General features: G+C 62.4%; 22 protein-coding genes. 13 read left to right on the top strand and 9 right to left on the bottom strand.

Features of this window, described 5'->3' with window-relative positions:
* Positions 1-5 precede the first annotated feature (5 nt).
* Positions 6-845, bottom strand: coding sequence for a glutathione-dependent disulfide-bond oxidoreductase (yghU, locus tag U862_RS0117460; RefSeq protein ID WP_025111586.1), 840 nt, complete (start codon positions 843-845; stop codon positions 6-8).
* 175 nt (positions 846-1,020) lie between these two features.
* Between yghU and U862_RS0117470 the strand changes: the two genes are divergently transcribed.
* Positions 1,021-1,473 (top strand): hypothetical protein, encoded by a 453-nt coding sequence (locus U862_RS0117470; RefSeq protein WP_256214702.1) that lies wholly within the window; start codon positions 1,021-1,023, stop codon positions 1,471-1,473.
* On the opposite strand, the gene U862_RS0117475 is transcribed toward U862_RS0117470, so the two are convergent.
* Both U862_RS0117475 and U862_RS0117480 read right to left on the bottom strand, forming a co-directional pair.
* Positions 1,466-1,918: a hypothetical protein gene (locus U862_RS0117475; protein ID WP_025111587.1), complete on the bottom strand. Its 453-nt coding sequence runs from the start codon at positions 1,916-1,918 to the stop codon at positions 1,466-1,468. The genes U862_RS0117470 and U862_RS0117475 overlap by 8 nt on opposite strands.
* 50 nt (positions 1,919-1,968) lie before the next feature.
* Positions 1,969-2,940, bottom strand: a complete 972-nt coding sequence (locus tag U862_RS0117480) for a LysR family transcriptional regulator (protein ID WP_025111588.1) — start codon at positions 2,938-2,940, stop codon at positions 1,969-1,971.
* A gap of 126 nt (positions 2,941-3,066) precedes the next feature.
* Between U862_RS0117480 and U862_RS0117485 the strand changes: the two genes are divergently transcribed.
* Positions 3,067-3,342 carry a DUF2798 domain-containing protein gene (locus U862_RS0117485; RefSeq protein WP_025111589.1) on the top strand — a complete coding sequence of 92 codons (276 nt, stop codon included), beginning with the start codon at positions 3,067-3,069 and terminating at the stop codon, positions 3,340-3,342.
* A gap of 84 nt (positions 3,343-3,426) precedes the next feature.
* Here the strand turns inward: U862_RS0117485 and U862_RS0117490 are convergent, their stop codons facing one another.
* Positions 3,427-4,386 carry a LysR family transcriptional regulator gene (locus U862_RS0117490; RefSeq protein ID WP_025111590.1) on the bottom strand — a complete coding sequence of 320 codons (960 nt, stop codon included), beginning with the start codon at positions 4,384-4,386 and terminating at the stop codon, positions 3,427-3,429.
* Between the two features lie 106 nt (positions 4,387-4,492).
* On the opposite strand from U862_RS0117490, the gene U862_RS0117495 reads away from it, so the two are divergent.
* The 5 genes from U862_RS0117495 (at position 4,493) to U862_RS0117515 (ending at position 11,344) form a co-directional block, all read left to right on the top strand.
* Positions 4,493-6,220: an amidohydrolase gene (locus tag U862_RS0117495; RefSeq protein ID WP_025111591.1), complete on the top strand. Its 1,728-nt coding sequence runs from the start codon at positions 4,493-4,495 to the stop codon at positions 6,218-6,220.
* A gap of 37 nt (positions 6,221-6,257) precedes the next feature.
* Positions 6,258-7,334, top strand: a complete 1,077-nt coding sequence (locus tag U862_RS0117500; protein WP_025111592.1) for a C45 family peptidase — start codon at positions 6,258-6,260, stop codon at positions 7,332-7,334.
* Between the two features lie 37 nt (positions 7,335-7,371).
* Entirely contained in the window at positions 7,372-8,700 is a 1,329-nt protein-coding gene (locus tag U862_RS0117505; protein ID WP_025111593.1) for an MFS transporter, read from the top strand.
* Between the two features lie 111 nt (positions 8,701-8,811).
* On the top strand, positions 8,812-10,599 hold the full coding sequence (locus tag U862_RS0117510) for a thiamine pyrophosphate-requiring protein (protein WP_025111594.1): 1,788 nt from the start codon (positions 8,812-8,814) through the stop codon (positions 10,597-10,599).
* A gap of 16 nt (positions 10,600-10,615) precedes the next feature.
* Positions 10,616-11,344: a DUF72 domain-containing protein gene (locus U862_RS0117515; protein ID WP_029977704.1), complete on the top strand. Its 729-nt coding sequence runs from the start codon at positions 10,616-10,618 to the stop codon at positions 11,342-11,344.
* A gap of 1 nt (position 11,345) precedes the next feature.
* Here U862_RS0117515 and mntP read toward each other — a convergent pair whose 3' ends face one another.
* The 3 genes from mntP to U862_RS0117530 all read right to left on the bottom strand — a co-directional run bounded on the left by mntP (position 11,346) and on the right by U862_RS0117530 (position 14,247).
* Positions 11,346-11,909 (bottom strand): manganese efflux pump MntP, encoded by a 564-nt coding sequence (mntP, locus tag U862_RS0117520; RefSeq protein WP_025111596.1) that lies wholly within the window; start codon positions 11,907-11,909, stop codon positions 11,346-11,348.
* A 287-nt stretch (positions 11,910-12,196) separates the two neighbouring features.
* A complete protein-coding gene (locus U862_RS0117525; protein WP_025111597.1) occupies positions 12,197-13,588 on the bottom strand; it encodes an ATP-binding protein in 1,392 nt (463 codons plus the stop codon).
* Complete coding sequence (locus tag U862_RS0117530) at positions 13,585-14,247, bottom strand: response regulator (protein ID WP_025111598.1); 663 nt, start codon at positions 14,245-14,247, stop codon at positions 13,585-13,587. The genes U862_RS0117525 and U862_RS0117530 overlap by 4 nt, the downstream gene beginning before the upstream one ends.
* Positions 14,248-14,417: 170 nt before the next feature.
* Between U862_RS0117530 and U862_RS0117535 the strand changes: the two genes are divergently transcribed.
* From U862_RS0117535 to U862_RS0117555, 5 genes are read left to right on the top strand one after another with little or no spacing between them, the layout of a single operon-like run.
* Complete coding sequence (locus U862_RS0117535) at positions 14,418-14,684, top strand: PepSY domain-containing protein (RefSeq protein WP_025111599.1); 267 nt, start codon at positions 14,418-14,420, stop codon at positions 14,682-14,684.
* Positions 14,684-15,229, top strand: a complete 546-nt coding sequence (locus U862_RS0117540; protein WP_025111600.1) for a cytochrome b/b6 domain-containing protein — start codon at positions 14,684-14,686, stop codon at positions 15,227-15,229. The genes U862_RS0117535 and U862_RS0117540 overlap by 1 nt, the downstream gene beginning before the upstream one ends.
* A gap of 51 nt (positions 15,230-15,280) precedes the next feature.
* Positions 15,281-16,576 carry an exo-alpha-sialidase gene (locus U862_RS0117545; protein WP_025111601.1) on the top strand — a complete coding sequence of 432 codons (1,296 nt, stop codon included), beginning with the start codon at positions 15,281-15,283 and terminating at the stop codon, positions 16,574-16,576.
* Complete coding sequence (locus U862_RS0117550; RefSeq protein ID WP_025111602.1) at positions 16,576-17,187, top strand: hypothetical protein; 612 nt, start codon at positions 16,576-16,578, stop codon at positions 17,185-17,187. The genes U862_RS0117545 and U862_RS0117550 overlap by 1 nt, the downstream gene beginning before the upstream one ends.
* 22 nt (positions 17,188-17,209) lie before the next feature.
* Positions 17,210-19,237, top strand: a complete 2,028-nt coding sequence (locus tag U862_RS0117555) for an LTA synthase family protein (protein WP_025111603.1) — start codon at positions 17,210-17,212, stop codon at positions 19,235-19,237.
* Between the two features lie 29 nt (positions 19,238-19,266).
* Here U862_RS0117555 and U862_RS0117560 read toward each other — a convergent pair whose 3' ends face one another.
* On the bottom strand, positions 19,267-20,085 hold the full coding sequence (locus tag U862_RS0117560) for an alpha/beta fold hydrolase (RefSeq protein WP_025111604.1): 819 nt from the start codon (positions 20,083-20,085) through the stop codon (positions 19,267-19,269).
* Between the two features lie 174 nt (positions 20,086-20,259).
* Between U862_RS0117560 and U862_RS0117565 the strand changes: the two genes are divergently transcribed.
* Entirely contained in the window at positions 20,260-20,709 is a 450-nt protein-coding gene (locus tag U862_RS0117565) for a helix-turn-helix domain-containing protein (RefSeq protein WP_025111605.1), read from the top strand.
* Between the two features lie 73 nt (positions 20,710-20,782).
* Here the strand turns inward: U862_RS0117565 and U862_RS0117570 are convergent, their stop codons facing one another.
* Positions 20,783-21,826 (bottom strand): LLM class flavin-dependent oxidoreductase, encoded by a 1,044-nt coding sequence (locus U862_RS0117570; protein ID WP_025111606.1) that lies wholly within the window; start codon positions 21,824-21,826, stop codon positions 20,783-20,785.
* Positions 21,827-21,894: the final 68 nt, after the last annotated feature.

Genomic DNA, 21,894 nt, shown 5'->3' on the forward strand with positions numbered 1-21,894 from the left:
TGGAATCAATCCAGGTCGCTGGCCTGATGCCGTTCCGCGACCTGGCTCGCCTCGTCACCCCAGGTGCGGTTGACGCGTTGCCCGCGCTTGACTGCCGGTCGCTGGGCGATATCTTCTGCCCAGCGTTGCACGTGGGTGTACTCCTGGGCCGCTAGAAACTCGGCAGCCGAATACACGTTGTTGCGCACCAGTTGGCCGTACCACGGCCAGACGGCGATGTCGGCGATGGTGTAGCTGTCGCCGGCCAGATAGCGGCTTTCACCGAGACGGCGGTCAAGCACGTCGAGCTGTCGCTTGGCTTCCATGGTGAAGCGGTTGATCGGGTATTCGAGCTTCTCCGGTGCATACGCGTAGAAATGCCCGAAGCCACCACCCAGATAAGGCGCCGCGCCCATCTGCCAGAACAGCCAGTTGAGGGTTTCGGTGCGCCCGGCTGGGTCTTTGGGCAGGAAGGCGCCGAATTTCTCCGCGAGATACAACAGGATCGAGCCGGACTCGAACACCCGAATCGGCGGCTGCGCGCTCCGGTCGAGCAGTGCCGGAATCTTCGAGTTCGGGTTGATCTCGACAAAGCCGCTGGAGAACTGATCGCCTTCGTTGATGCGAATCAGCCACGCATCGTATTCGGCACCGGTGTGCCCCAGTGCGAGCAACTCTTCCAGCAGGATGGTCACCTTCACGCCGTTGGGCGTTGCCAGCGAATAAAGCTGCAGCGGATGCTTGCCCACGGGCAGCGTTTTGTCATGCGTCGGCCCGGCAATCGGGCGGTTGATGCTGGCGAACTGGCCGCCGGACGGTGCTTCGTGCTTCCAGACTTTGGGCGGTACGTAGGGCGCTTTACTCATGAAACGGGCCTCATCGTGATTGTGCCGAGAATGACCTGACGGGTATCAGACGCGACAGCATAAACGCTCTGGCTCAAGTCTGCGCAACCCCCGGAATCATCAAACAGGCCGCCAGGCCAATCAGCGCGGCATCAATCACCTTGTCGATCGTGACGATTTCCATTGGGATGCAAGCGTGCATGGCGTGACGATTTGCGAGGAGTGGATCGCCCCGGTCTGCGTGCCGACCGGTCGTCCTGCAAGCGATCATTTGCACGGCGCACGCTTGTTGCGCGGCAAGACGCGCCCGCAGGCGTGGGACAACTGGCTGCGGCTGGCGGATATGACCGCGGCAGACGCCAGCCGGGTCGATTACGAGCATTTCTACCTGTGCATTCAGGCGGCGCTGGCAGGGTTGGAGATTGGCATGACGTCGTTTCTGATGGTGCAGGACGAACTCAAGTCCGGCCAGTTGATCGCGCCATTCGGTTTTGTGCGCGACGGTTCGAGCTATTGCCTGTTGTCAGCGCGACCGTTTGCGCAGAGCACCAATGCCATGCTGTTCCAGCAATGGATCACGCAACAGATGAGCCTGTGCAGCCAACAGTTTGCCGAGGGCGCTGCGGTGCATTCGCCCACGGTTATTTAACGCTGTTGCCCTGGCGGATATCTGCGCAAAAGATATCGACGCTGCCATCAGTCGCCGCCGTGCGCACCACCAGCGAGTAATCGCCGGCCAGCAAATCCGCCAGGGCCACTGGCGCACTGCGCGAGAACGTCCAGCCGCGAATCGCCTGGCGCTCGGTGTTGACCCTGTCATTCATCGCGTACGCCACCGGCCCGGGTTGTTGACAATGGCCCTTGTTGATGAAGGCGTAGAGGCGCAAGGGCAGCGAGGCGCCACTGGGGGCGCCGCTGATGAAGAAATTGAAATTGGTCTGTTTGCCCCAGTCGGCCAACGTGACATTGCCGATCTGCCCGGTATTTTGCCGCGTGGCGGTCAACTGTAGGTTCACGCTGGAACCGGATGAGCCGGCGCAACCGGCCAGGCTGGCGGTGATCAATAGTGCCGTCACGGTTGCGCTGAGTTTCATCGTCGCTCTCCTGAGTCGGGATGCTGCAATGAGCCAGTTAAGCAGATGGCTCACTGCAATTCCTTTTCAGTGCGGATGTGAAATGACGCGGCCAAAGCATTCTCGTCCGGCCAGCGCCTCTTCAAGTGTTCTGTCAGATAGTCGACGAACGCTCTGACCTTCGGCGTCAGCGCCGCACGCTCCTGCACGCAGGCAAAGATCTCCATCGGCTCGCCGTAAGCCTGGTGTTCAGCCTGGTATTGCTCGAACAGCGGCAGCAGCTGACCGCTTTCGAGATAGGGGGCGGCGACGAATTCGGCCAGGCGTGTGACGCCTGCGCCATTGACGGCCATTTGCGCCAGGGCGTCGATGTCGTCGCTGATGGCGGTGGCGTTGATCGGGGTGTCGTAGTGCTGGCCGTCGCGGATAAAACCCCAGCGCAGAAAGCGCCCGTCCAGCGGGTAGCGGAACGCCAGGCAGGCGTGGTGCTGCAGGTCTTGCGGCGCTTGCGGTACACCGGCGCGCTCAAGGTAGGCAGGGGCGGCGCAGAAGACGAAGGGCAGGGACACGATTCTGCGTGCCACGATGCCGTCTTCCAGTTGCGGCTTGATCCGCAGGCTCAGGTCGATACCGTTCTGGATGTGGTTGATCTTGCCATTGGTGATCGACAGTTCCACCAGCAGGCGCGGGTGCAGCGCGGCGAAACCGGCAATCAGCGGTGCCAGCACATGCCGGCCGAACGCGGAGGTCGAGGCGATGCTCAAGCGGCCGTGCAGCTCGCCTTGATCGCTGATGATCGAGCTTTGCGCTGACTCCAGATCCGCCGCGATGCGCCTGACCTTTTCGTAATACTGCGCGCCGTTTTCGGTCAGGGCCATGCGGCGGGTGGTGCGTTGCAGCAGGCGTACGCCGAGGTGCGTTTCGAGGCGATTGAGGGTCTGGCTCACGGCGGCCGCACTGACGCCCAGAGTCTTGGCGGCGCCGACGATGGAGCCGGCTTCGACCACTTTGATAAAACTGGCAATCGCCGCCAACAGATTCATCCGTGTCCCGCCGAGTGGGTTCGATTCGTAAGTTCTGCTTTATAAAGTACCTGTGGCGGGCCGTCTAGTTGGCGGGCGGGGGCTTTGCTAAGGTGCCGGCTCCCTGTCAATGGATGGAAAAGCCATATGAATCAAAGAACAACCACCGAAGCCTTGTATCCCTCGCGTCGCAAGCTGTCACCGCGGGCGACGCCGTATGTGTTTGCGCTGTACATGGCGACCATCATGGCGTTCCTGATGTCGCTGGTGATCACCGCCGCCAACTCCGGCATTGATAACGACTACCTGGGTAATGCGCTGCACGCCTACAAGCTGGCGATGCCGGTGGCGTTTCTGTGCATCCTCGTGGTGCGGCCGATTGTGATCAAACTGGTGTCGATGACGGTGCACCCGCATCGTTGACTCGCCGCTCAGAAAAACTCGTCCAGCAGGTGCTCCCGGGCCAGAGCGATTTTCGCTTCGAGGCGCTGGTCGAACGGGCAGCTGTCAGCGAAGCGGCTGCGCCATGTCTGCGGTAGCTGCATTTTCATTCGTCCCTTGCGGTAATGGGCGCCAGTGCGCCTTCAGAAACTCGATAAACACTTTGACCTTGCGCGTGCTGCGGCGGTGGGCCAGATACAGCACGTAAATCCACGGGCCGAATGCGCTCGGCTCACGCCAGTATTCGGGCATCACCTCCACCAGTTCGCCGCGCGCCAGATACGGTGCGGCGCTCCATTGCGGCAGAAACTGCAGGCCCTGGCCCTGTAGCAGGCAGGCCAGCAGAAAGTCGTAATTGTCGCTGGCCACGCGCGGGCTCGGCTGGGTCAAACGTATCCGCCGATCCCCTTGCTTGACCCACCAGAAATGCCGGTTGAGCAGCGGGTGCCGGAAGATCAGCCAATCATGTTGCTGATAGTTGTCCAGCGACACCTCTTGACCCTTGCGTGCCAGATACGCCGGGCTGGCGCACAACACCACCTGATTTTCGACGATGGGCTGGGCGATCACTCCCGGCAGATCGATCGGGCCGTCGCGCAGCGCCAGATCGTAACCGCCATCCACCGGATCGTCATAGCTGTCGCTCAAGTCGACCTCCAGATGCACCTGCGGATGGGCGTCGAGGAAGCGGCAGCAGACTTCGTTGAGAAACGCCGGGGCGAAGGACGGCGGGGCGGTGATGCGCAAGCCGCCGCTCAATTCGTGCTTGAGCTGTTCGACGCCTTCGCAGGCCAGTTGCAGTTGCATCAGCGCCTGCCGCGCGCCGTCCAGATAAATCCGCCCGGCCTCGGTCAGCGCCATACGCCGCGTAGTCCGGTCGAACAGCCGTGTACCGAGTTCCTCTTCCAGCTGTGCCACGGCTTTGGTCAGAGCTGACGGGGTCTTGCCGAGCACCTCGGCGGCGCGGCTGAAATTACCGTGTTCGGCGGTGGCGACGAACATGGTCAGGGCGCTCATCTTGTCCATTGATCTATTCCTGCTGGGCACAGAAGTTGTGCGCGAGGTGGCATTCAGTTATCGCCAGGGCTTGGATAGGCTTGTTCGCAGCCTAACAAAAATAACGAGAAACCTCATGAAGCAGCTACTGACCCTGATGGTGTCATCGGCACTGGCCTGTGCCTCACTGGAAAGTCTGGCGTCAGCCGAGCTGATCCTGCACAACGCCAAGGTCTACACCGCCGAACCCGGCCAGGCCTTGCAGCAAGCGGTCGCGGTGGAGAACGGCAAGATCCTCGCAGTGGGTACGGATGCGCAGGTGTTGCGCCTGAAAACGGCAGCCACGCAGGTGATCGACCTGCACGGCAACGTGCTGATGCCGGGCTTCATCGACTCGCATTCCCACACGATCAAGGGCGGGCTGCAGTTGTTGCAGGCCAACCTCGATGGGCAGTTATTGCCGCTCGAACAACTGGAACAACGCCTGCGCCAGTGGCGCCAGGACGGCAAGGCGCAACGCGGGGAATTCCTCAGTGTCGGCGGGTTGCCGTCGACCTACTGGAGTGACGTCGCGGCTCTCGAACAGCGCTTCAATCAGGGCGAATGGGCGAACCAGCCGATCCTGCTGTTGGGCTGGGATCTGCACACCGGGTGGGCCAATCGGGCCATGCTCGAACGTGCCGGCGTCACGCCTGAAAAGGTCAAGGCCCTCAAAGGTGAAGAGCAGGCGACCATCGGCCATCACCCCGACGGCACCCCGGATGGCTTCCTCGTCGATGCCGGTCTGTACCCGGTGCAGGCCTTGCTGCCGCCGCCGACGGCTGAGGCGTTGCTGGCCGGCGGGCGCGCGGCGCTGAGCTATTACAAGCGTCTGGGAATCACCGGGTGGATGGACCCGATTGCCAACGAAGTCCCCGGCAGTGACGTCACCAACAGCACGCTCGGGGTGTTGCCGACCTATAAGCAACTCTCGGAGAACGGCGAGCTGACCGCCCACGTTGCGGCGTTGCTGATGGCCGACTCCAAGGCTACACCGGCCGACCTCGATGAGCTGGACAAGGTCCGTCAACAGTTCCTCGGTGTCAGCAACCTGACTTTGCCGGGGATCAAGATCTTCGCCGACGGTGTGGCCGAAGTGCCGGCGCAAAGTGCGGCGATGCTTGAGCCGTACAGCAACTCGAAAAAGACCGGCGAGCTGCTGATCGACCCCGCGCATTTCGGCGAACTGGTCAGCGCCGCCGATGCGCGCGGCTGGCTGGTGCACATCCACGCCATTGGCGACCGCGCGGTGCGTGAGTCGCTCAACGGCATCGAGCAGGCGCGCAAGGATCGCCAGAGTGGCATCGCGCACTCGATTACCCATCTGCAAATGGTCAACCCCAAGGAGTTCGCCCGCTTCAAGGCGCTGAATGTGATCGCCTCCATGCAGATGTTCTGGGCCGCCGCCGATGAGTCGAGCATGGATCTGGTCAAGCCCTACGTCAGCGCGATGGCCTTCATGTACACCTACCCGGCGCGCTCGCTGCTGAAGAACGGCGCGACTATCGCCGGCGCCAGTGACTGGCCGATCACCACCCCCGAGCCTTGGAAAGCGATCTATCAGGCCGTCAGCCGCAAAGGCCCGAAAGGCGTGCTCAACGCCGCCGAAGACATCGACCGCCAGACCATGTTCCAGGCCTACACCCTCAACGCGGCCAAGGTCCTGCGCCTGGAAGACCAGATCGGTTCGCTCAAGCCCGGCAAGCAGGCGGACATGATCGTGCTCGACCGCGATGTGTTCAGTGTCGAGTCCGAAGCCCTGCGCGACACCCAAGTGCTCACTACCTGGTTTGCCGGTCGCGAAATCTACCGCCGCAAGCCTTGATGGCCTCTCTGTGCAACGTAAACAAGGAAACCCTTTCGTGAATGTTCATTGCTTCGTCACCGACACCCGTAACCCGCAGATTCGCGGGCATCAGATTGGCGCCACCTGGGCCGCGCAGATCCGCCAGACGGTGGCGCTCTATCTGGATTTCTTCAATCAGGTCGGTGTTCCCCAGGCACAGGTGCAGGCCATCGGCGAAGCCAGCCTGCAAACCCTGCAAGGCTGGTGCCCGAGCCTCGCCGAAGAAATCGTCGCCACCGCTGAAGGTGCTGGCGTGCCGCTTTGGCAGCTCGCCAGCCTCAACGCCCGCACCGAGATTCTGGCGGTGATGCCGGCGTCCACCGAAGGCGAGTGCTCGACCGCCGTGTTCGCGCCCAACGGCGCACTGCCGCCGCGCACCATTCAGACTTGGGACTGGCACGATTCGCTGGTGCCCAACGGGCTGCTCCTGCAACTGACCACGGCCGGGGGCATGACGGTCAAGCTGTTCACCGAATTCGGCATGCTCGGCAAGATCGGCGTGAACAGTGCGGGGCTGGGGCTGCACTTCAATATCCTGCACCACGCCAGCGACAACGGGTCTGCCGGAGTACCGGTGCATGCGATTGCCCGGCGCATTCTCGAAGAAGCCACCTGTGTTGATGAAGCGATTGCTCTGGCGCGTTCGGCGCGGGTGAGCGCCTCCACGGTGCTGACCGTGTTCTCCCGTGATGACTCCAGCCCTCGTGCGGTGAGCATTGAAATGTCACCGGCCTTCACCGCTGTGGTGCGACCTGATGCCGAGGGCTGGATCACCCACACCAACCACTTTCTCGACCCCGAACTGAGCCTCGGCGAACGCACGCCTGACGCCTCGACGACTTACGCGCGTTTCGCCCATGTCAACGCGGCGCGGCAAAGCATGGCCAGTGGCAAGCTGAGCCGTCGGGCTGACGCCATGTGCGGCGAGGCGGGCGAAGACGCGCCGATCTGCTTCCACCCCGACCTGAGCATGCCGGCCACCGAGCGCTGGGAAACCCTGCTGACGATCGGCATCGACACTGAAAACAGCGTGCTCGAATACGCTGCCGGCAACCCTAAACAACTGGCCCGAAACGGCTATCTGCGTTTCTGAGTCGCTGCTTCCAATAAAAACAAAACGAGCATTGCACATGGCTACCGAGATTGATCGCAAGAGCGGTTCCCCGTCTGCGCTGAGGACGTTTTTCGTCTCCGGCATGGGCACCGCCCTGGAGTTCTATGACTTTGTGATTTACGGCACCGCCGCCGCGCTGGTGTTTCCCAAGGTGTTCTTCCCGCAGATGGATCCGCTGACCGCGACCCTGGTGGCGTTCGGGGCTTTCGGTGCGGGCTTCTTCGCCAGGCCGCTGGGCGGCATGGTGTTCGGGCATTACGGCGACAAGCTGGGCCGGCAGAAAATGCTGGTGATCACGCTGCTGCTGATGGGCTTGAGCACGCTGCTGATCGGTTGCCTGCCGGGCTATGCCACCCTCGGCGCCGGCGCGCCGGTGTTGCTGGTGCTGCTCAGGCTGGTGCAGGGCTTTGCCGCCGGTGGCGAGTGGGGAGGTGCGGCATTGTTCGGTATCGAATCGGCGCCACCCGGACGACGGGGGCTGTGGGGCAGTTTCACCAGCATGGGCATCGGTATCGGCGGGATTCTCGGTGCCGGGGTGTTCGCCATCGTCAGTGTCGTGTCGCACGATGACCTGGCCGGATTCGCCTGGCGCATTCCGTTCTGGCTCGGTGGCGTGCTGGTGCTGATCGGCCTGTATGCGCGTTTGCAGAAGCCGCTCGAAACAACGGCCGAACCGCAGGCGCACGTGCGCATGCCGCTGCTCGAAGCACTGCGCGCACGGCCCAGAGCCATGCTGTTGTGCACCGGCATTGCCTTTGGCTACGTGACCATTGCCTACATCGGCAGCACGTTCTTTCTGTCGTACGCCACGCAGCTGGGTTATGGCAGCACTGACGCGCTGGTTTTCGACTTGTCGCTGTCGATCGCCATCGTGATGACCGCGCCGCTGTTTGCCTTGCTCTCCGACCGGATCGGCCGTCGTAAGGTGATGGTTCTCGGCGCGGTGATCATGGCCCTCGGCTTCTTCGCGTTCTTCCCGTTGGTCGGCCTCAAGAGCCTATGGATTTCTACCGCTGCGTACATCGCCATCGGTGCATTCATGGGGGCGACGCAAGGTCCGATTCCGGCGTTCCTGGCCGAACAGTTTCCACGGCAGCTGCGTTATTCGGGGATGTCGGCGGCCTATCAGATCGGCGCGGCGCTGGGTGGCGGGACGGCATCCAGTGCGGCCACAGCGATTCTGATCGCCAACCACCACAACGCATTCGGGGTGGCAGTTTACGGCGCGATTGCGCTGGGCATCGTGGCGCTGTGTTCATTGCTTCTCAAGGAGACGGCTCACCTTAGTCTTGAGCAGATCGACGAGGCCGACTGGCCGCAGACAGCGCCGGTCGTCACGGGTTAGCGGCAAAAACAATCGAAACTTCGCGCGCGCCTCGACTGTCCAGACCCTTGTACCGCCCGGCGGATGTCACGCCGGGCAGGCTTCATGCATCGGTGACAGGCGAGGAACGAGATGACGACGACAGTGGGAGATTTTCTGGTTGAGCGGCTTGGCCAATGGGGCGTCACGCGGATTTTTGGTTATCCGGGAGACGGCATCAATGGCGTGTTCGGCGCGCTCGCCCGAGCCAACGGCAAGATCGAATTCGTTCAGGCGCGGCACGAAGAAATGGCCGCGTTCATGGCCTCGGCCCATGCCAAGTTCACTGGCGAACTGGGCGTGTGCATCGCCACCTCGGGCCCCGGAGCTTCGCACTTGATCACCGGGCTGTATGACGCCCGCATGGATCACCAGCCGGTGCTGGCGATTGTCGGCCAGCAGGCGCGCACCGCACTCGGCAGCCACTATCAGCAGGAGCTGGACCTGGTCTCGATGTTCAAGGATGTGGCCGGCGCCTTTGTGCAGCAGGCGTCGGCGCCGTCGCAAGTCCGGCATCTGCTCGACCGAGCGGTACGCACGGCGGTTGGCGAGCGGCGGGTGACGGCGATCATCCTGCCCAATGATTTGCAGGATCTCGAGTACGAGCCACCGGCGCGAGCGCACGGCACCGCGCACTCCGGCGTCGGTTATACCAAGCCGAAAGTGCTGCCCTATGAGGCGGATCTGCAGCGTGCCGCCGACGTTCTGAATAGCGGCGAAAAAGTCGCGATTCTGGTGGGCGCCGGTGCATTGCAGGCGACCGATGAGGTGATCGCTGTCGCGGAAAAGCTCGGCGCCGGGGTGGCCAAGGCACTGCTCGGCAAAGCCGCGTTGCCGGACGACTTGCCGTGGGTCACCGGCAGCATCGGCCTGCTGGGCACCGAGCCGAGCTACAAGTTGATGAGCGAGTGCGACACCTTGCTGATGATTGGCTCGGGGTTCCCTTACGCCGAATTTCTACCGAAGGAAGGTCAGGCGCGCGGCGTGCAGATCGACCTGCAGCCGGACATGCTCAGCCTGCGTTATCCGATGGAGGTCAATCTGGTCGGCGACTCCGCAGAAACCCTCGCCGCGCTGCTGCCCTTGCTCGAACAGAAGACCTCGCGCAAGTGGCGCAAAAAAGTCGAAGGCTGGCGCGGCAGCTGGGAGAAAACCCTGGAAAAACGCGCCATGGCCAAAGCCGACCCGATCAATCCGCAGCGGGTGGTGTATGAGCTGTCACCGCGTCTGCCGGAGCAGGCGATCATCACCAGCGACTCGGGCTCTTGCGCCAACTGGTATGCCCGCGACCTGAAGATCCGCCGCGGCATGCAGTGTTCGCTGTCCGGTGGCCTGGCCTCAATGGGCGCAGCGGTGCCGTATGCGATTGCCGCCAAGTTCGCACATCCCGAGCGCGCGGTGATTGCGTTGGTGGGCGACGGAGCGATGCAGATGAACAACATGGCCGAGCTGATCACCGTCGCCAAATACTGGCGTCAGTGGGAAAGCCCGAAGTGGATCTGCGCAGTGTTCAACAACGAAGACTTGAATCAGGTCACCTGGGAGCAGCGGGTGATGGAGGGCGATCCGAAGTTTGAAGCCTCGCAAAGCATCCCCGACGTGCCGTATCACCTGTTCGCCATTTCCATCGGCCTGAAAGGGATTTTCGTCGATCGCGAAGAAGACGTCGCCGCCGCCTGGGAGCAGGCGCTGGCCTCGGACGTACCGGTGCTGATTGAGTTCAAGACCGACCCCAACGTGCCGCCGTTGCCGCCACACATCAAGCTCGAACAGGCGAAGAAATTTGCCACAACGCTGCTCAAGGGCGACCCGGACGAAGCGGGCATCATCGTGCAGGCTGCCAAGCAAGTGCTGGGCGCGGTGCTGCCGCACAAGAAATAGCGATGAGGGAGAGCGATTGACGGCACCAACGATTTTCATCGGCTGCGCGGGCTGGAGCCTCGGGCGCGAGTATTGGCCTGAGTTTGCGCAGCAGGGCACTCACCTCCAGCGTTATGCGTTGCGGCTGAATGCGGTGGAAATCAACAGCTCGTTCTATCGCCCGCATCGTCGTCAGACCTATGAGCGCTGGGCGGATTCGGTGCCGCCGGACTTTCGTTTTTCGGTGAAGGTACCGAAACGGATCACCCATGAATTGCGCCTGGAAAACTGTGATCAGGCGCTGGATGAGTTCCTCGGCCAGTGCGGCGGCCTGGCGGATCGGCTGGGATGTTTGCTGGTACAGCTTGCGCCATCGCTGGCATTTGCGCCGGCCAGTGCTGAAGCATTTTTCGTGGCGTTGCGACAGCGATTCGACGGTGACGTGGTGCTTGAACCACGGCATGAATCGTGGGTGGCGGCGGAACCGATGTTGCGGGCGTATCGCATCGCCCAAGTGGTGGTCGATCCCTCGCGGATCAGTACCGATGGCTCAGTGCAGGGTTGGCCGGGTATACGCTATTGGCGGCTGCACGGTTCACCACGCATTTACCACAGCACCTACGACGAACGTTATCTGCAAGCGTTGGCACAGCAGCTGAAAGTCGCGGCAGCAGAAGGCGCCGCGACCTGGTGCATCTTCGACAACACCGCCAGTGGCGCCGCCTTGGGGAACGCGTTGGCACTGGCAGTATTGGTCAGGGGTTGAATCAGGCGGACAAGTGTTCGTACAGAATGGTCGCGCCGACGATCATCAACACCACGCCACCGACGATTTCCGCACGCTTGCCGACCACTGCGCCGAGTACCCGACCGAGCATCACGCCGATGGTCACCATGGTCATGGTCGCCAGGCCGATGGCCGCTGCGGCCACCCAGATATTCACGTCGACAAATGCCAGGCCGACGCCGACCGCGAGCGCGTCGATGCTGGTGGCGAACGCGGTGACCGCCAGAATCAGGAACGAGTGTTGACCGGGTTTTTCTTCTTCCTCGTCTTCGTGTTTGAGGCCGTTGTAGATCATGTGCAGACCGAGGATGACCAGCAGGGTGAAGGCGATCCAGTGGTCCCATTCGGCGACCCATCGAGTGGCGGCCTGGCCGATCAGCCACCCGATGATCGGGGTGATGGCTTCGATCACACCGAAGATCAGACCGGTGCGCAGTGCTTCGCTCAGACGCGGTTTGTGCAGGCTGGAGCCTTTGCCGATGGCCGCGGCGAACGCGTCCGTGGACATGGCCAGGGCGAGGAAAATGAGGGAAACAGGATTCACGGGGGCATACTTCCAGTCGGGCTATGAGTCAACGACACAACCACACGCCCGACTTTAGGCATGGATGTGTCGTCGGTCTCACCAACCAAAAGGTGTTCGCACCACGGCGTGTTGCCGAGAATGTTGATACGAACGCTTCCGAGGGACTCGGAAACAGGCTACTCCCCAACGAGGCCCCGGATCTTAATCGGGCAAATATGAAAATTTTGTCAAAAGAGTCGAGCTGAAGAGGTCCACTCACCTTGAGCCTTCTGTGATCAGAATTTCCTGTAGCGAGCCATTGGATTTTAACTGGCCGATGTCAGGCCCTTGGGAACTTCGTTGATCCGCAACTCGGCACACAAACCGCCCTGCGCTCGGTTATACAACTGCAGCGAGCTGCCGATCTTGCTGACGATCATCTGCACGATCGCCAACCCGAGTCCGGCGCCATTGCCGTGGCCGTGGCTGTAGAAACGCTCGAACAGCCGCGCGTATTCCAATTCGTTGATTCCGGGCCCGGCGTCCTCGACGCTGATGTACACCGCACCGCCTGCCTGCGGTTGCACCTGCACCCGCACCTCGCTGCCGGGCGGGGCGAAATTCAGGGCGTTGGTCACCAGATTCTGCAGGGCGATGGCGAGGGCTACCGGGTCGGTTTCGATTGGACAGGGGTGCTCGCTGTCGAGGATCAGTTCGACGTCTTTTTCCAGGGCCAGCGGCGCCAGTTCGGCGAGCTCTTCGCGGACCAGTTCGGTCAGGTCCACCGCGCTGGTTTCGGGGTTGGCCAGGCGCGGTTCGATACGCGCCATGGTCAGCAATTGGCTGGCAATGCGCGTCGCCCGATCCACGGCGCTGACCAGATATTCCAGGGCTTCTTCGCGCTGTTGCGGGGTCGCGGCCAGTTGCGCGTTTTGCGCATGGATCCGCAGGATCGCCAGTGGCGTGCGCAGTTCGTGCGCGGCGTCGGCGATGAAGCGGCGCTCGCGGGCCAACAGATTGTCGATCTGCTGCAACAGGCGATTGAGCGCGGTTTGCATCGGCTCCAGATCATGCGGCAGAGGGCTGAGGTGCAGCGGTTTCAGGGTTTCGGTGTCACGCCCGCGAATGCTCTGCGCCATGGCGCGCAGCGGTTGCAGGCCCCAGCCGATGGTCAGCCAGATCAGCGCGGCCAGCAACGGTACGCCGATCAGGCTCGGCCACAGCGTGTGGCCGACGATGCGCTCGATCAGGTCCTGGCGAATATCGTCGCGCTCGCCGACCCAGATCAGCAGCCCCTGTTGCGGATCCTTGAGCAGAAAGGCGCACCAGTCGCGGCCATTCTCCATCAGGTCATGCGAGCCCGGAGTGGTCGGCGGCGCCGCGAGCTCCGGCGCCTCGGCCGAGCGCACCAGCAACTGCCCGTCGCTGCGCCAGACCTGAAAGGTCAGCCGGGTTTCGTAAGGGTGCGCAGCCTCGCCGTCGCCGACCCGGCTCATGGCTTCATCGAAGGCCTGATAGAGCCGGCTCCAGTCGTTGTCGCCCGGCGCGCGCTGGGCCAGCACGCCTTGCAACAGACGGGCACTTTGCGCCAACTGGGCATCGTAGACTTCTTCGATCTCATGGTGGCTGTCACGCAGCACCAGCCAACTGATCAGCACATCGCCGATCAACACCAGTATCAGCACCGGCACCAGAATCCGCGCACGGATGGAAATCATGCCTTGAGCTCCAGCACATAGCCGACACCGCGCACGGTGCGGATCAACTCGGTCGAGAGCTTTTTGCGCAGGTTGTGGATCAGCACTTCGAGGGTGTTGCTCTCGACTCGTTCCTGCCAGCCATACAGCGCCCGGGACAGGCGTTCGCGAGTGACAACCTTGCCGGGGCGGGCCAGCAGTTGGTGCAACAGTTGATATTCCATCGGCGTCACCACCACCTCGTTGCCGTGCCAACTGACCTGTTGCGTGACCGGGTCGAGGCACACTCCGGCATGCTCCAGCACCGGTTGCGCGCGGCCCTGACTGCGGCGCAACAGGGCACGGATACGCGCTTTCAATTCATCGACATCGAACGGCTTGATCAGGTAGTCGTCGGCACCGGCGTCCAGCCCGGCAATGCGTTCGGCGGTGCCGTCGCGGGCGGTGAGAATCAGCACCGGCAGATCCAGTTGTTCGCCGCGCAGCCGTTGCAACAGCGCCAGGCCGTCGAGGCGCGGCAGGCCGAGGTCGAGCAGCAGCAGATCGAAGCTTTCACTGCGCAGGGCGTGCAAGGCGCTGACCCCGTCCTGCAACCAGTCGAGGGTGTAGCCTTCGCTGCCGAGGGCAACGCGAATGCCTTGGCCGAGGGCGCGATCATCTTCGACCAGCAGTAGGCGCATAGTGGATTCTCTTGCAGAAACAGGGCGGGTGACCGGCCGCATCATGCCGCTGCGCAGCCGGCTGTGGCAGCTCACCCGACGGGAAAGATGTAACGACTCGTTGCCAACTAAGCTTTCACTAAGGTTGCTTTTGCACAGTGAGGCCTTCCCCATCGAGCGAGAGTGTTTCCATGCGCAAACTTCTGCTGTTGTCCCTGATCGTTGCCAGCCCGTTGGCCGTCGCCGGCCCGCAATGCACCAGTGCCGAACGCTCGCAATGGCAAGACCAGAAAGCCTTTCAGGAGCAGCTCAAGGCCCAAGGCTACGAAATCAGCAAGTTCAAGGTCACCGACGGCAACTGCTACGAGATCTATGGCTTTGACAAGGACAAGCGCAAGGTCGAGATCTACCACGACCCGGTCAGTGGCAAAGCGGTGAAGACCGAGATCAAGGGCTGATGCCGAGCGCGTCCCTGCGCCTGTGGGACCCCGTGGTGCGGCTGTTTCATCTGTCCATCGCGGGCGTCTTCGTCGCCAATTATTTCTTCAATGAAGCGGGGGACGACTGGCACGTCTGGCTCGGCTATTACGCGATGGGCTGGCTGCTGGTCCGACTGCTGTGGGGCTTTGTCGGGCCGCGCAGTGCGCGCTGGGCGGATTTCTGGCCGACGCCGGCGCGGCTGATCGCCCATGCGCGTTCGCTGATTGCCGGCAGGCCCGAGCATCGCCTCGGGCATTCGCCGATTGGCGCGCTGGTGATGATTCTGATGCTGCTGGCGATGTTCACTGCTGGCGCAAGCGGCTGGGCCATGGAAGAGGTCGACGCCTTATGGGGCGCCGACTGGCCGTTGCAGGTGCACGAAACCGCGGTCGACACCTTGCTGGTGCTGGTGTGTCTGCATATCGCTGCCGCGCTGTTCGAGAGTTTTCTGGTTCGCGACAACTTGCCGTTGTCGATGCTCACGGGACGCCGTCGCCGCTTGCCGGACGATCCGACGTGCTGACAAGGATGTTTTGCCGATGACCCTCCATCCTGTCCTTGCCGTGAGTCCACTATGCGTGCGCTGTCCTATCGCTTGAAACTGACCCTTGGCGGACTGGCCGTGTGCCTGATTTTCTCGGGTGCCTGGCGCAGTCACCCGGCCCATGTACTGGCGCCGTTTGCCGTGACGACGCCGCGGGTCGATGCGTCGTTGCAGACGCCGGAACCGCTGTACAACAGCCGCTTCGTCTCCTCGCAATTGAATGATTTCGTGCATTCGTCGTCGGTCACGGCGCTGCCGGGCGGCGACCTGATGGCGGTGTGGTTTGCCGGCTCCCGCGAGGGCGCTGCCGACGTGCAGATCCGCACCGCGCGTTACGACGCCGACACGGCGGAATGGGGCGCCGAGCAAGTGCTGGCCACCCGCGAATCGACCCGCGACGGCACCCGGCGTTACATCCGCAAACTGGGCAACCCGGTGATTGCCCTCGCGCCGGATCAGCGCCTGTGGATGTTTTACGTGTCAGTGTCCGTGGGGGGCTGGGCCACCAGCGCGATCAACGTGATGGTCTCCGATGATTTCGGGCGCAACTGGACGGCGCCACGGCAGTTGATCACGTCGCCTTTTTTCAACATCAGCACGCTGGTGCGCGCGGCGCCGGTGTTTCATGCCGACGGTTCGATCGGCCTGCCGGTGTATCACGAGTTCATGGGCAAATTCGCCGAGTATCTGTACCTGAGCGCAGACGGCGCGGTGATCGACAAATTCCGCATCAGCCGTGGCAAGCATTCGTTGCAGCCGACCATCGTGCCGCTGGACGGGCGACGTGCAGTGGCGATGCTGCGCTATGCCGGCGAGACCCATCATCGGGTGCTGGCCAGCCGCACCGAGGATGCCGGGCAGACCTGGAGCGAGCCGTACCCGTTGGAGCCGGCCAATCCCAACTCGTCGCTGGCGGCGGTGGGCACCGATGACAACGGTCTGCTGGTGGCGCTGAACGATCTGCAGGACGGACGCTTCAAGCTCAGCCTGTACGGCACCGATGCCGACCTGAATCACTGGCGTAATGTGATCGAACTTGATCAGTCGCCCGACCCGCTCGGCCAACCGTTCGCCCCGCAAGCCTACAAGGCGATCATCGGCGAAGGCTTTCGCGCCTCCAGCGGTGCCCGACGCTTGCCGCTGGAACAGCGCTTTCTGAGCAATCTGGATTACCGGGTGTGCAAGCCGCAGGGCTGTGATTTCGAGTACGAATATCCGTACTTCAGCCGGGGCAGCGACGGGCTGTATCACCTGGTGTATTCGTGGAACAACACCTTCATCAAACACGTCAGCTTCAATGAAGCCTGGCTGGCGGAGCGCCTGTGATGCTGTTTCTCTGGCAAGCCCATTTGACTTTCATCCTGCTCGGTTTCGTCCTGCTGGGTTCGATGCACTGCACGCAACGCTGGCGTCCGTGGCTGCTGCCGGTACTGGCGGCGGTCAGTTTCATTCCGGTCGGTGATCTGCCTGTGGCGGCGTACCTGCGCAGTTTTACCGACGATCTGGCGATCACCACCCTGGTGTTGCTCGGCTGGGCCAGTCTGGTCCGGCTCGGCGTCGTAAGGAAGCAGGCACTGTCGGCGCGGGTTCAGGTGCTGGTGCTGTTTGCCGTGCTGGCCGCGTTGTTGTATCCGGCGACGATGGGCCTGACGTATGTCGATCCGTACCGCTGGGGCTTCAACCCACGGCCGCTGATCGTCGCTATCGGCCTGCTGACGCTGGCGTTGTTGTGGCTGGGCAATGCGTTGGCAGTCTTGATGCTCGCGCTGGGTACGCTGGCCTTTGCGCTGCGACTCAAGGCCTCGGAAAACTATTGGGATTACCTGATCGATCCGCTCCTGGCGGGTTATTGCCTGGTGGCCGGTGCGACGCTGTGCCTGCGCGAGGTCTGGCGTTTGCTGCGACCTGTACCGGCGGCCCCGACATCTTCTATCTGAACCAATGACACAGAGGTCAATGATGGGCTGGTTGCAATCGCGCCGCCTGCGCTACGGCGTGGGTGCGGCAGGTTTGGCGTTCTTGTTGTTTGCTGTGCTCAGGCTGGTATTCGTGCTGGGATTTTCCGGGATCGCGCCCGGCGAGTTCATCGATAATCCGGCGCTGCGCGAAACCCTGGGCATCGGCTTGCGCCTCGATCTGCGTCTGGCGGTGTTGCTGATATTGCCGTTGGCGCTGCTGGCCTGGCTGCCACGCTGGAACCTCACGCGCCTGCCTTGGTTGCGCGTGCTGGTGCGGGTTTACTGGTTGCTGGCGCTCGGTGCGGTGGGCCTGCTGTACATCATCGATTTCGGCCATTACGCCTACCTCGGCGTGCGGATCAACGCTACGGTGCTGCGTTTTCTGGACGACGCGCAGATCTCGCAGCAGATGGTGTGGGAAACCTATCCGGTGGTGTGGATCGCCCTTGGCTGGCTGGCGACACTGGGCCTGTGGTTCTACGGCTTTCTAGCGCTGGAGCGTCTGACGCTGGCCCGTGAACCCAAGGTCATCCGTCGTTCGTCGCTGGCACTGGGTGCAGGGTTGGGTGTGGTCGCGGTGCTGCTGGCATTGCTCGGCCGGGTGGAAAATCTCAATCTGGAAAATCCGGTGCCGCTGCGCTGGAGCGATGCGTTTTTTTCCGGCAACGGCCAGATCGCCGCGGTGGGCCTGAACCCGGTGCTGTTCCTGTACGACACGCTCAAGGCCGGGCAGGCGCAGTTCGATGAGCAGCAAGTGCGCGAACATTACCCGGTGGTGGCGCGGTATCTGGGAGTGGACCAGCCTAATGCGCAGACCCTGACTTTCGAGCGTCAGCAAGCCGTGCAGCCGTATCAGCTGAAGGGCACGCCGAACGTGATGTTCGTCATGCTCGAATCGCTCGGCACCAGCGCCGTCGGCGCCTACGGCAACCCGCTGAACCCGACGCCGAACCTCGATCAATTGGCGGCCCGCAGCTGGTTCTTCAAGCACTTTTATGTGCCGGTCACCGGCACTGCGAAAACCGTGTGGGCGAGTATCACCGGGGTGCCGGACGTTACCCGTCGCGAAACCGCGACGCGCCATCCGCTGATCACCCGCCAGCACACGCTGATCAATGCGTTCAGCGATTACCAGAAGCTCTACATGATCGGCGGCAATGCCGGCTGGGCCAATATCAATGCGCTGATCCAGCAAAGCATCGATGGCGTGCGCTTGTATCAGGAGAGCGACTGGCGTTCGCCGCTGGTGGACGTGTGGGGGATTTCCGATCTGGATCTGTTCAAGGAGAGCGACCGGATCTTGCGCGATCTGCCGAAGGACCGACCGTTCTTTGCCTACGTGCAAACCTCGGGCAACCATCGGCCGTTCACCATTCCCAAGGATAACGACGGTTTTCAGATCAGCAATCTGTCGCTGGAACAGGTGCAGGCCGCCGGTTCGCGCAGCGTCGAGCAGTACAACGCGGTGCGCCTGCTGGATTTCAACATCGGCAAGTTGATGGAGCTGGCCAGGGCGGGTGGCTATTACGACAACACGATTTTTGTGTTCTTCGGCGACCACAACACGCGCATCAGTCAGATCCCGCACATGCCGCCCGCGTTCGAGCTATTGGGTCTGGAAAGCAATCATGTGCCGATGCTGATTCACGCACCGGGGCTGCTGGCGCCCAGGGTTATCGAGGACGCGGTGGGGCTGGCAGATCTGTTGCCGACCGTGGCGGGGATGGCCGGCATACCGTTTCGCAACGGCGCAATGGGCCGCGATGTCCAGCAACCTGCACCGGAAGGTGAGCGTGTGGTGCCGCTGGTGTTGCGCGAGGGGACGTTCCCGTTGATTGGCGGGGTGACTAAGGATTTCCTGCTGCAGATGGAGCATGACGGCAGTTTACCGACGCTGCATGACCTGGCATCGAATACGCCGCTGGATAACGTGGCGGAGCACAACCCGCAGGAGTTCCAGCGTCTACTGGAATTGACGCGGGGGCTGCACGAGAGCGCGCGGCTGATGCTGTATCGCAACGTGCGCTGACCAGGCGGGCGCCCGGTCAGCGCGGCGTGTTAGCGGTTCAGGAAGCCCAGCAGGTCTTCATTCAGTGCCTGGGCATGCGTCACGGCAAAGCCATGAGGTGCGCCGGCGTAGACTTTCAGCTCGGCGCCTTTGATCAGCGCCGCCGCCTGCTTGCCGGTGGTTTCGAACGGCACGATCTGATCGCCGTCACCGTGGATCACCAGGGTCGGTACGTCGATTTTCGCCATGTCCGGGCGGAAGTCGGTTTCCGAGAACGCAGTGACGCAATCCACGGTGCCTTTCAACGAGGCCAGCAGGGCGACGTTCAGGGTTTGCGTCAGCACGCCGTCGGAGACAGTCTGGCCCTGATGGGTGCCGTAGAACGGCGCGGCGAAGTCGGCGATGAATTGCGCGCGATCCTTGAGCAGGCCGGCCTTGATCCCGTCAAACACCGCCGTGTCGACGCCTTGCGGGTAGTCGACTTTTTTGCCGAACAGCGGCGTCACCGCGCCCAGCAGCACCAGACCGGCAACGCGTTCGCTGCCGTGGCGGGCGATGTAGCGGCTGACGTCGCCGCCGCCCATGGAGAAGCCGACCAACGTGACCTCGCGCAGGTCCAGGTGCTGGATCAGCTGCGCGATGTCATCGGCAAAGGTGTCGTAGTCGTAGCCGTTCCACGGTTGATCGGAGCGCCCGAAACCGCGGCGGTCGAAGGCAATTGTGCGGTAGCCGCGACTGCTCAGGTACTCCATCTGGTATTCCCACATGTCGGCGTCCAGCGGCCAGCCATGGCTGAACAGCACGGGTTTGCCGCTGCCCCAATCCTTGAAATAGATCTCGGTGCCGTCGTCGGTGGTGAATGTGCTCATGGAAACTCCTTGCTTGAGTGGGCGTTCGGGAGGGACTTTGAAAGCAGGATTGACTATCCGCGCAATCGAACGTCGCCACTTGTATGCAGGTGCTGCGCTGTCGGCGTGGGGTTCTTTTGCGCGAGCACAGTTGTAAGATGCAACCACACGCCAGGATTGAAGGAGATACCCCCTGTGAAGCGCAAAAGCCTGCACGGCAACGCTTGCCCGGTCGCCCGCACGCTGGACCTGATCGGCGACTGGTGGTCGCTGCTGATCATCCGCGATGCGCTGGAGGGCATTCGTCGCTTCAGTGATTTCCAGAAGAACCTCGAAATCGCCAAGAACATGCTCAGTGCCCGGCTCAAGGGCCTGGTGGAGCAGGGGATTCTGCAAACGGTGCCGGCCGCCGATGGCGGTGCCTATAAGGAATACGTGCTGACCGAGCGCGGCAAAGCCTTGCAGACGGTGATTGTTGCGCTATCGCAATGGGGTGGCGAGCACATGTACGCGCCGGGGGAGGCGGGTTCGGTGATGGTCGATGCGCAGCAGCGTCAGCCGATCAGGAAGCTGGAATTGCGTTCGGCCGACGGCCGTCTGCTGGCACCGCAAGAGGTGGCGACGCAACTGGGCGTTGTGCACTGACCGAAGCGTTGAACGCAAACGCCCCGAAACATTGTCGGGGCGTTTGCTTGCTCGATCTCAACCCGCAGAGTCCTTAGCGAAACGCCGGCACCACATGTTGGATGAACAGCGCCAGCGATTTTTTCTTCTCCGCATGCGGCAAGCTGTTGTCACACCAGAAGCTGAACTCGTCCACCCCCAGTTCCTGGTAGTACTTGATCCGCGGGATGATTTCTTCGGGCGTGCCGATCATCGCGGTCTTGTGCAGACTCTCCAGTTCAAACTCCGGACGGCCAGCGAATTTCTCTTCCGGGCTCGGGGCCAGGAAGCCGTTGACCGGGGTTTGCTTGTTACCGAACCACGCATCGAAGGTGCGATAGAAGCGTGAGATCGCCTTGGCGCCGACTTTCCAGCCGTCCGGGTCATCGGCGGTGTGCACGTGGGTGTGGCGCAGCACCATCAGTTGCGGACGCGGGACGTCGGGGTTGTTGCCCAGGGCGGTCTGGAATTTGTTCTTCAGGTCGACCACTTCTTCGTCGCCCTTCATCAACGGCGTGACCATCACGTTGCAGCCGTTGGCCACGGCGAAGTTGTGCGAGTCGGGGTCGCGGGCGGCGATCCACATCGGTGGGTTTGGCTTCTGAATCGGCTTCGGCACGCTGGTCGAGGTCGGGAATTTCCAGATGTCGCCGTCGTGGGCGTAATCGCCTTGCCACAGGGCGCGGACCACCGGAACCATCTCTCGTAGGGCCTGGCCACCGCTGGAGGCGGGCATGCCACCGGCCATGCGATCGAACTCGACTTGATAGGCGCCACGCGCCAGGCCAACTTCCATGCGCCCGTTGCTGATGACGTCGAGCAGGGCGCATTCACCGGCCACTCGCAGCGGGTGCCAGAACGGCGCGATGATGGTGCCGGCGCCCAGGTGAATGGTCGTGGTTTTGGCGGCGAGGTAGGCCAGCAGCGGCATCGGGCTCGGCGAGATGGTGTATTCCATGGCGTGGTGTTCGCCGATCCACACAGTGCTGAAACCACCGGCTTCGGCCATCAGGGTCAGTTCGGTCAGGTCTTCGAACAGTTGGCGGTGACTGACGCTTTCGTCCCAGCGTTCCATGTGGATGAACAGGGAAAATTTCATGACGCTTCCTCGGATCTTTTATTGTTGAGGCTACAAAACTGTGTGGGAGGGGGCTTGCTCCCGAAAGC

This window comes from Pseudomonas sp. H1h (assembly GCF_000633255.1).
Classification (GTDB): Bacteria; Pseudomonadota; Gammaproteobacteria; order Pseudomonadales; family Pseudomonadaceae; genus Aquipseudomonas.

What these genes read in the sequence shown, in the direction of transcription:
- U862_RS0117490 (WP_025111590.1), bottom strand. Translation starts at nt 4,386, where the DNA reads ATGGACAAGATGAGCGCCCTGACCATGTTCGTCGCCACCGCCGAACAC.
- U862_RS0117525 (WP_025111597.1), bottom strand. Translation starts at nt 13,588, where the DNA reads ATGATTTCCATCCGTGCGCGGATTCTGGTGCCGGTGCTGATACTGGTG.
- U862_RS0117545 (WP_025111601.1), top strand. Translation starts at nt 15,281, where the DNA reads ATGCGTGCGCTGTCCTATCGCTTGAAACTGACCCTTGGCGGACTGGCC.
- U862_RS0117510 (WP_025111594.1), top strand. Translation starts at nt 8,812, where the DNA reads ATGACGACGACAGTGGGAGATTTTCTGGTTGAGCGGCTTGGCCAATGG.
- U862_RS0117495 (WP_025111591.1), top strand. Translation starts at nt 4,493, where the DNA reads ATGAAGCAGCTACTGACCCTGATGGTGTCATCGGCACTGGCCTGTGCC.
- U862_RS0117570 (WP_025111606.1), bottom strand. Translation starts at nt 21,826, where the DNA reads ATGAAATTTTCCCTGTTCATCCACATGGAACGCTGGGACGAAAGCGTC.
- U862_RS0117485 (WP_025111589.1), top strand. Translation starts at nt 3,067, where the DNA reads ATGAATCAAAGAACAACCACCGAAGCCTTGTATCCCTCGCGTCGCAAG.
- U862_RS0117535 (WP_025111599.1), top strand. Translation starts at nt 14,418, where the DNA reads ATGCGCAAACTTCTGCTGTTGTCCCTGATCGTTGCCAGCCCGTTGGCC.
- U862_RS0117555 (WP_025111603.1), top strand. Translation starts at nt 17,210, where the DNA reads ATGGGCTGGTTGCAATCGCGCCGCCTGCGCTACGGCGTGGGTGCGGCA.
- U862_RS0117560 (WP_025111604.1), bottom strand. Translation starts at nt 20,085, where the DNA reads ATGAGCACATTCACCACCGACGACGGCACCGAGATCTATTTCAAGGAT.
- U862_RS0117505 (WP_025111593.1), top strand. Translation starts at nt 7,372, where the DNA reads ATGGCTACCGAGATTGATCGCAAGAGCGGTTCCCCGTCTGCGCTGAGG.
- U862_RS0117475 (WP_025111587.1), bottom strand. Translation starts at nt 1,918, where the DNA reads ATGAAACTCAGCGCAACCGTGACGGCACTATTGATCACCGCCAGCCTG.
- U862_RS0117550 (WP_025111602.1), top strand. Translation starts at nt 16,576, where the DNA reads ATGCTGTTTCTCTGGCAAGCCCATTTGACTTTCATCCTGCTCGGTTTC.
- U862_RS0117540 (WP_025111600.1), top strand. Translation starts at nt 14,684, where the DNA reads ATGCCGAGCGCGTCCCTGCGCCTGTGGGACCCCGTGGTGCGGCTGTTT.
- yghU (WP_025111586.1), bottom strand. Translation starts at nt 845, where the DNA reads ATGAGTAAAGCGCCCTACGTACCGCCCAAAGTCTGGAAGCACGAAGCA.
- U862_RS0117530 (WP_025111598.1), bottom strand. Translation starts at nt 14,247, where the DNA reads ATGCGCCTACTGCTGGTCGAAGATGATCGCGCCCTCGGCCAAGGCATT.
- U862_RS0117480 (WP_025111588.1), bottom strand. Translation starts at nt 2,940, where the DNA reads ATGAATCTGTTGGCGGCGATTGCCAGTTTTATCAAAGTGGTCGAAGCC.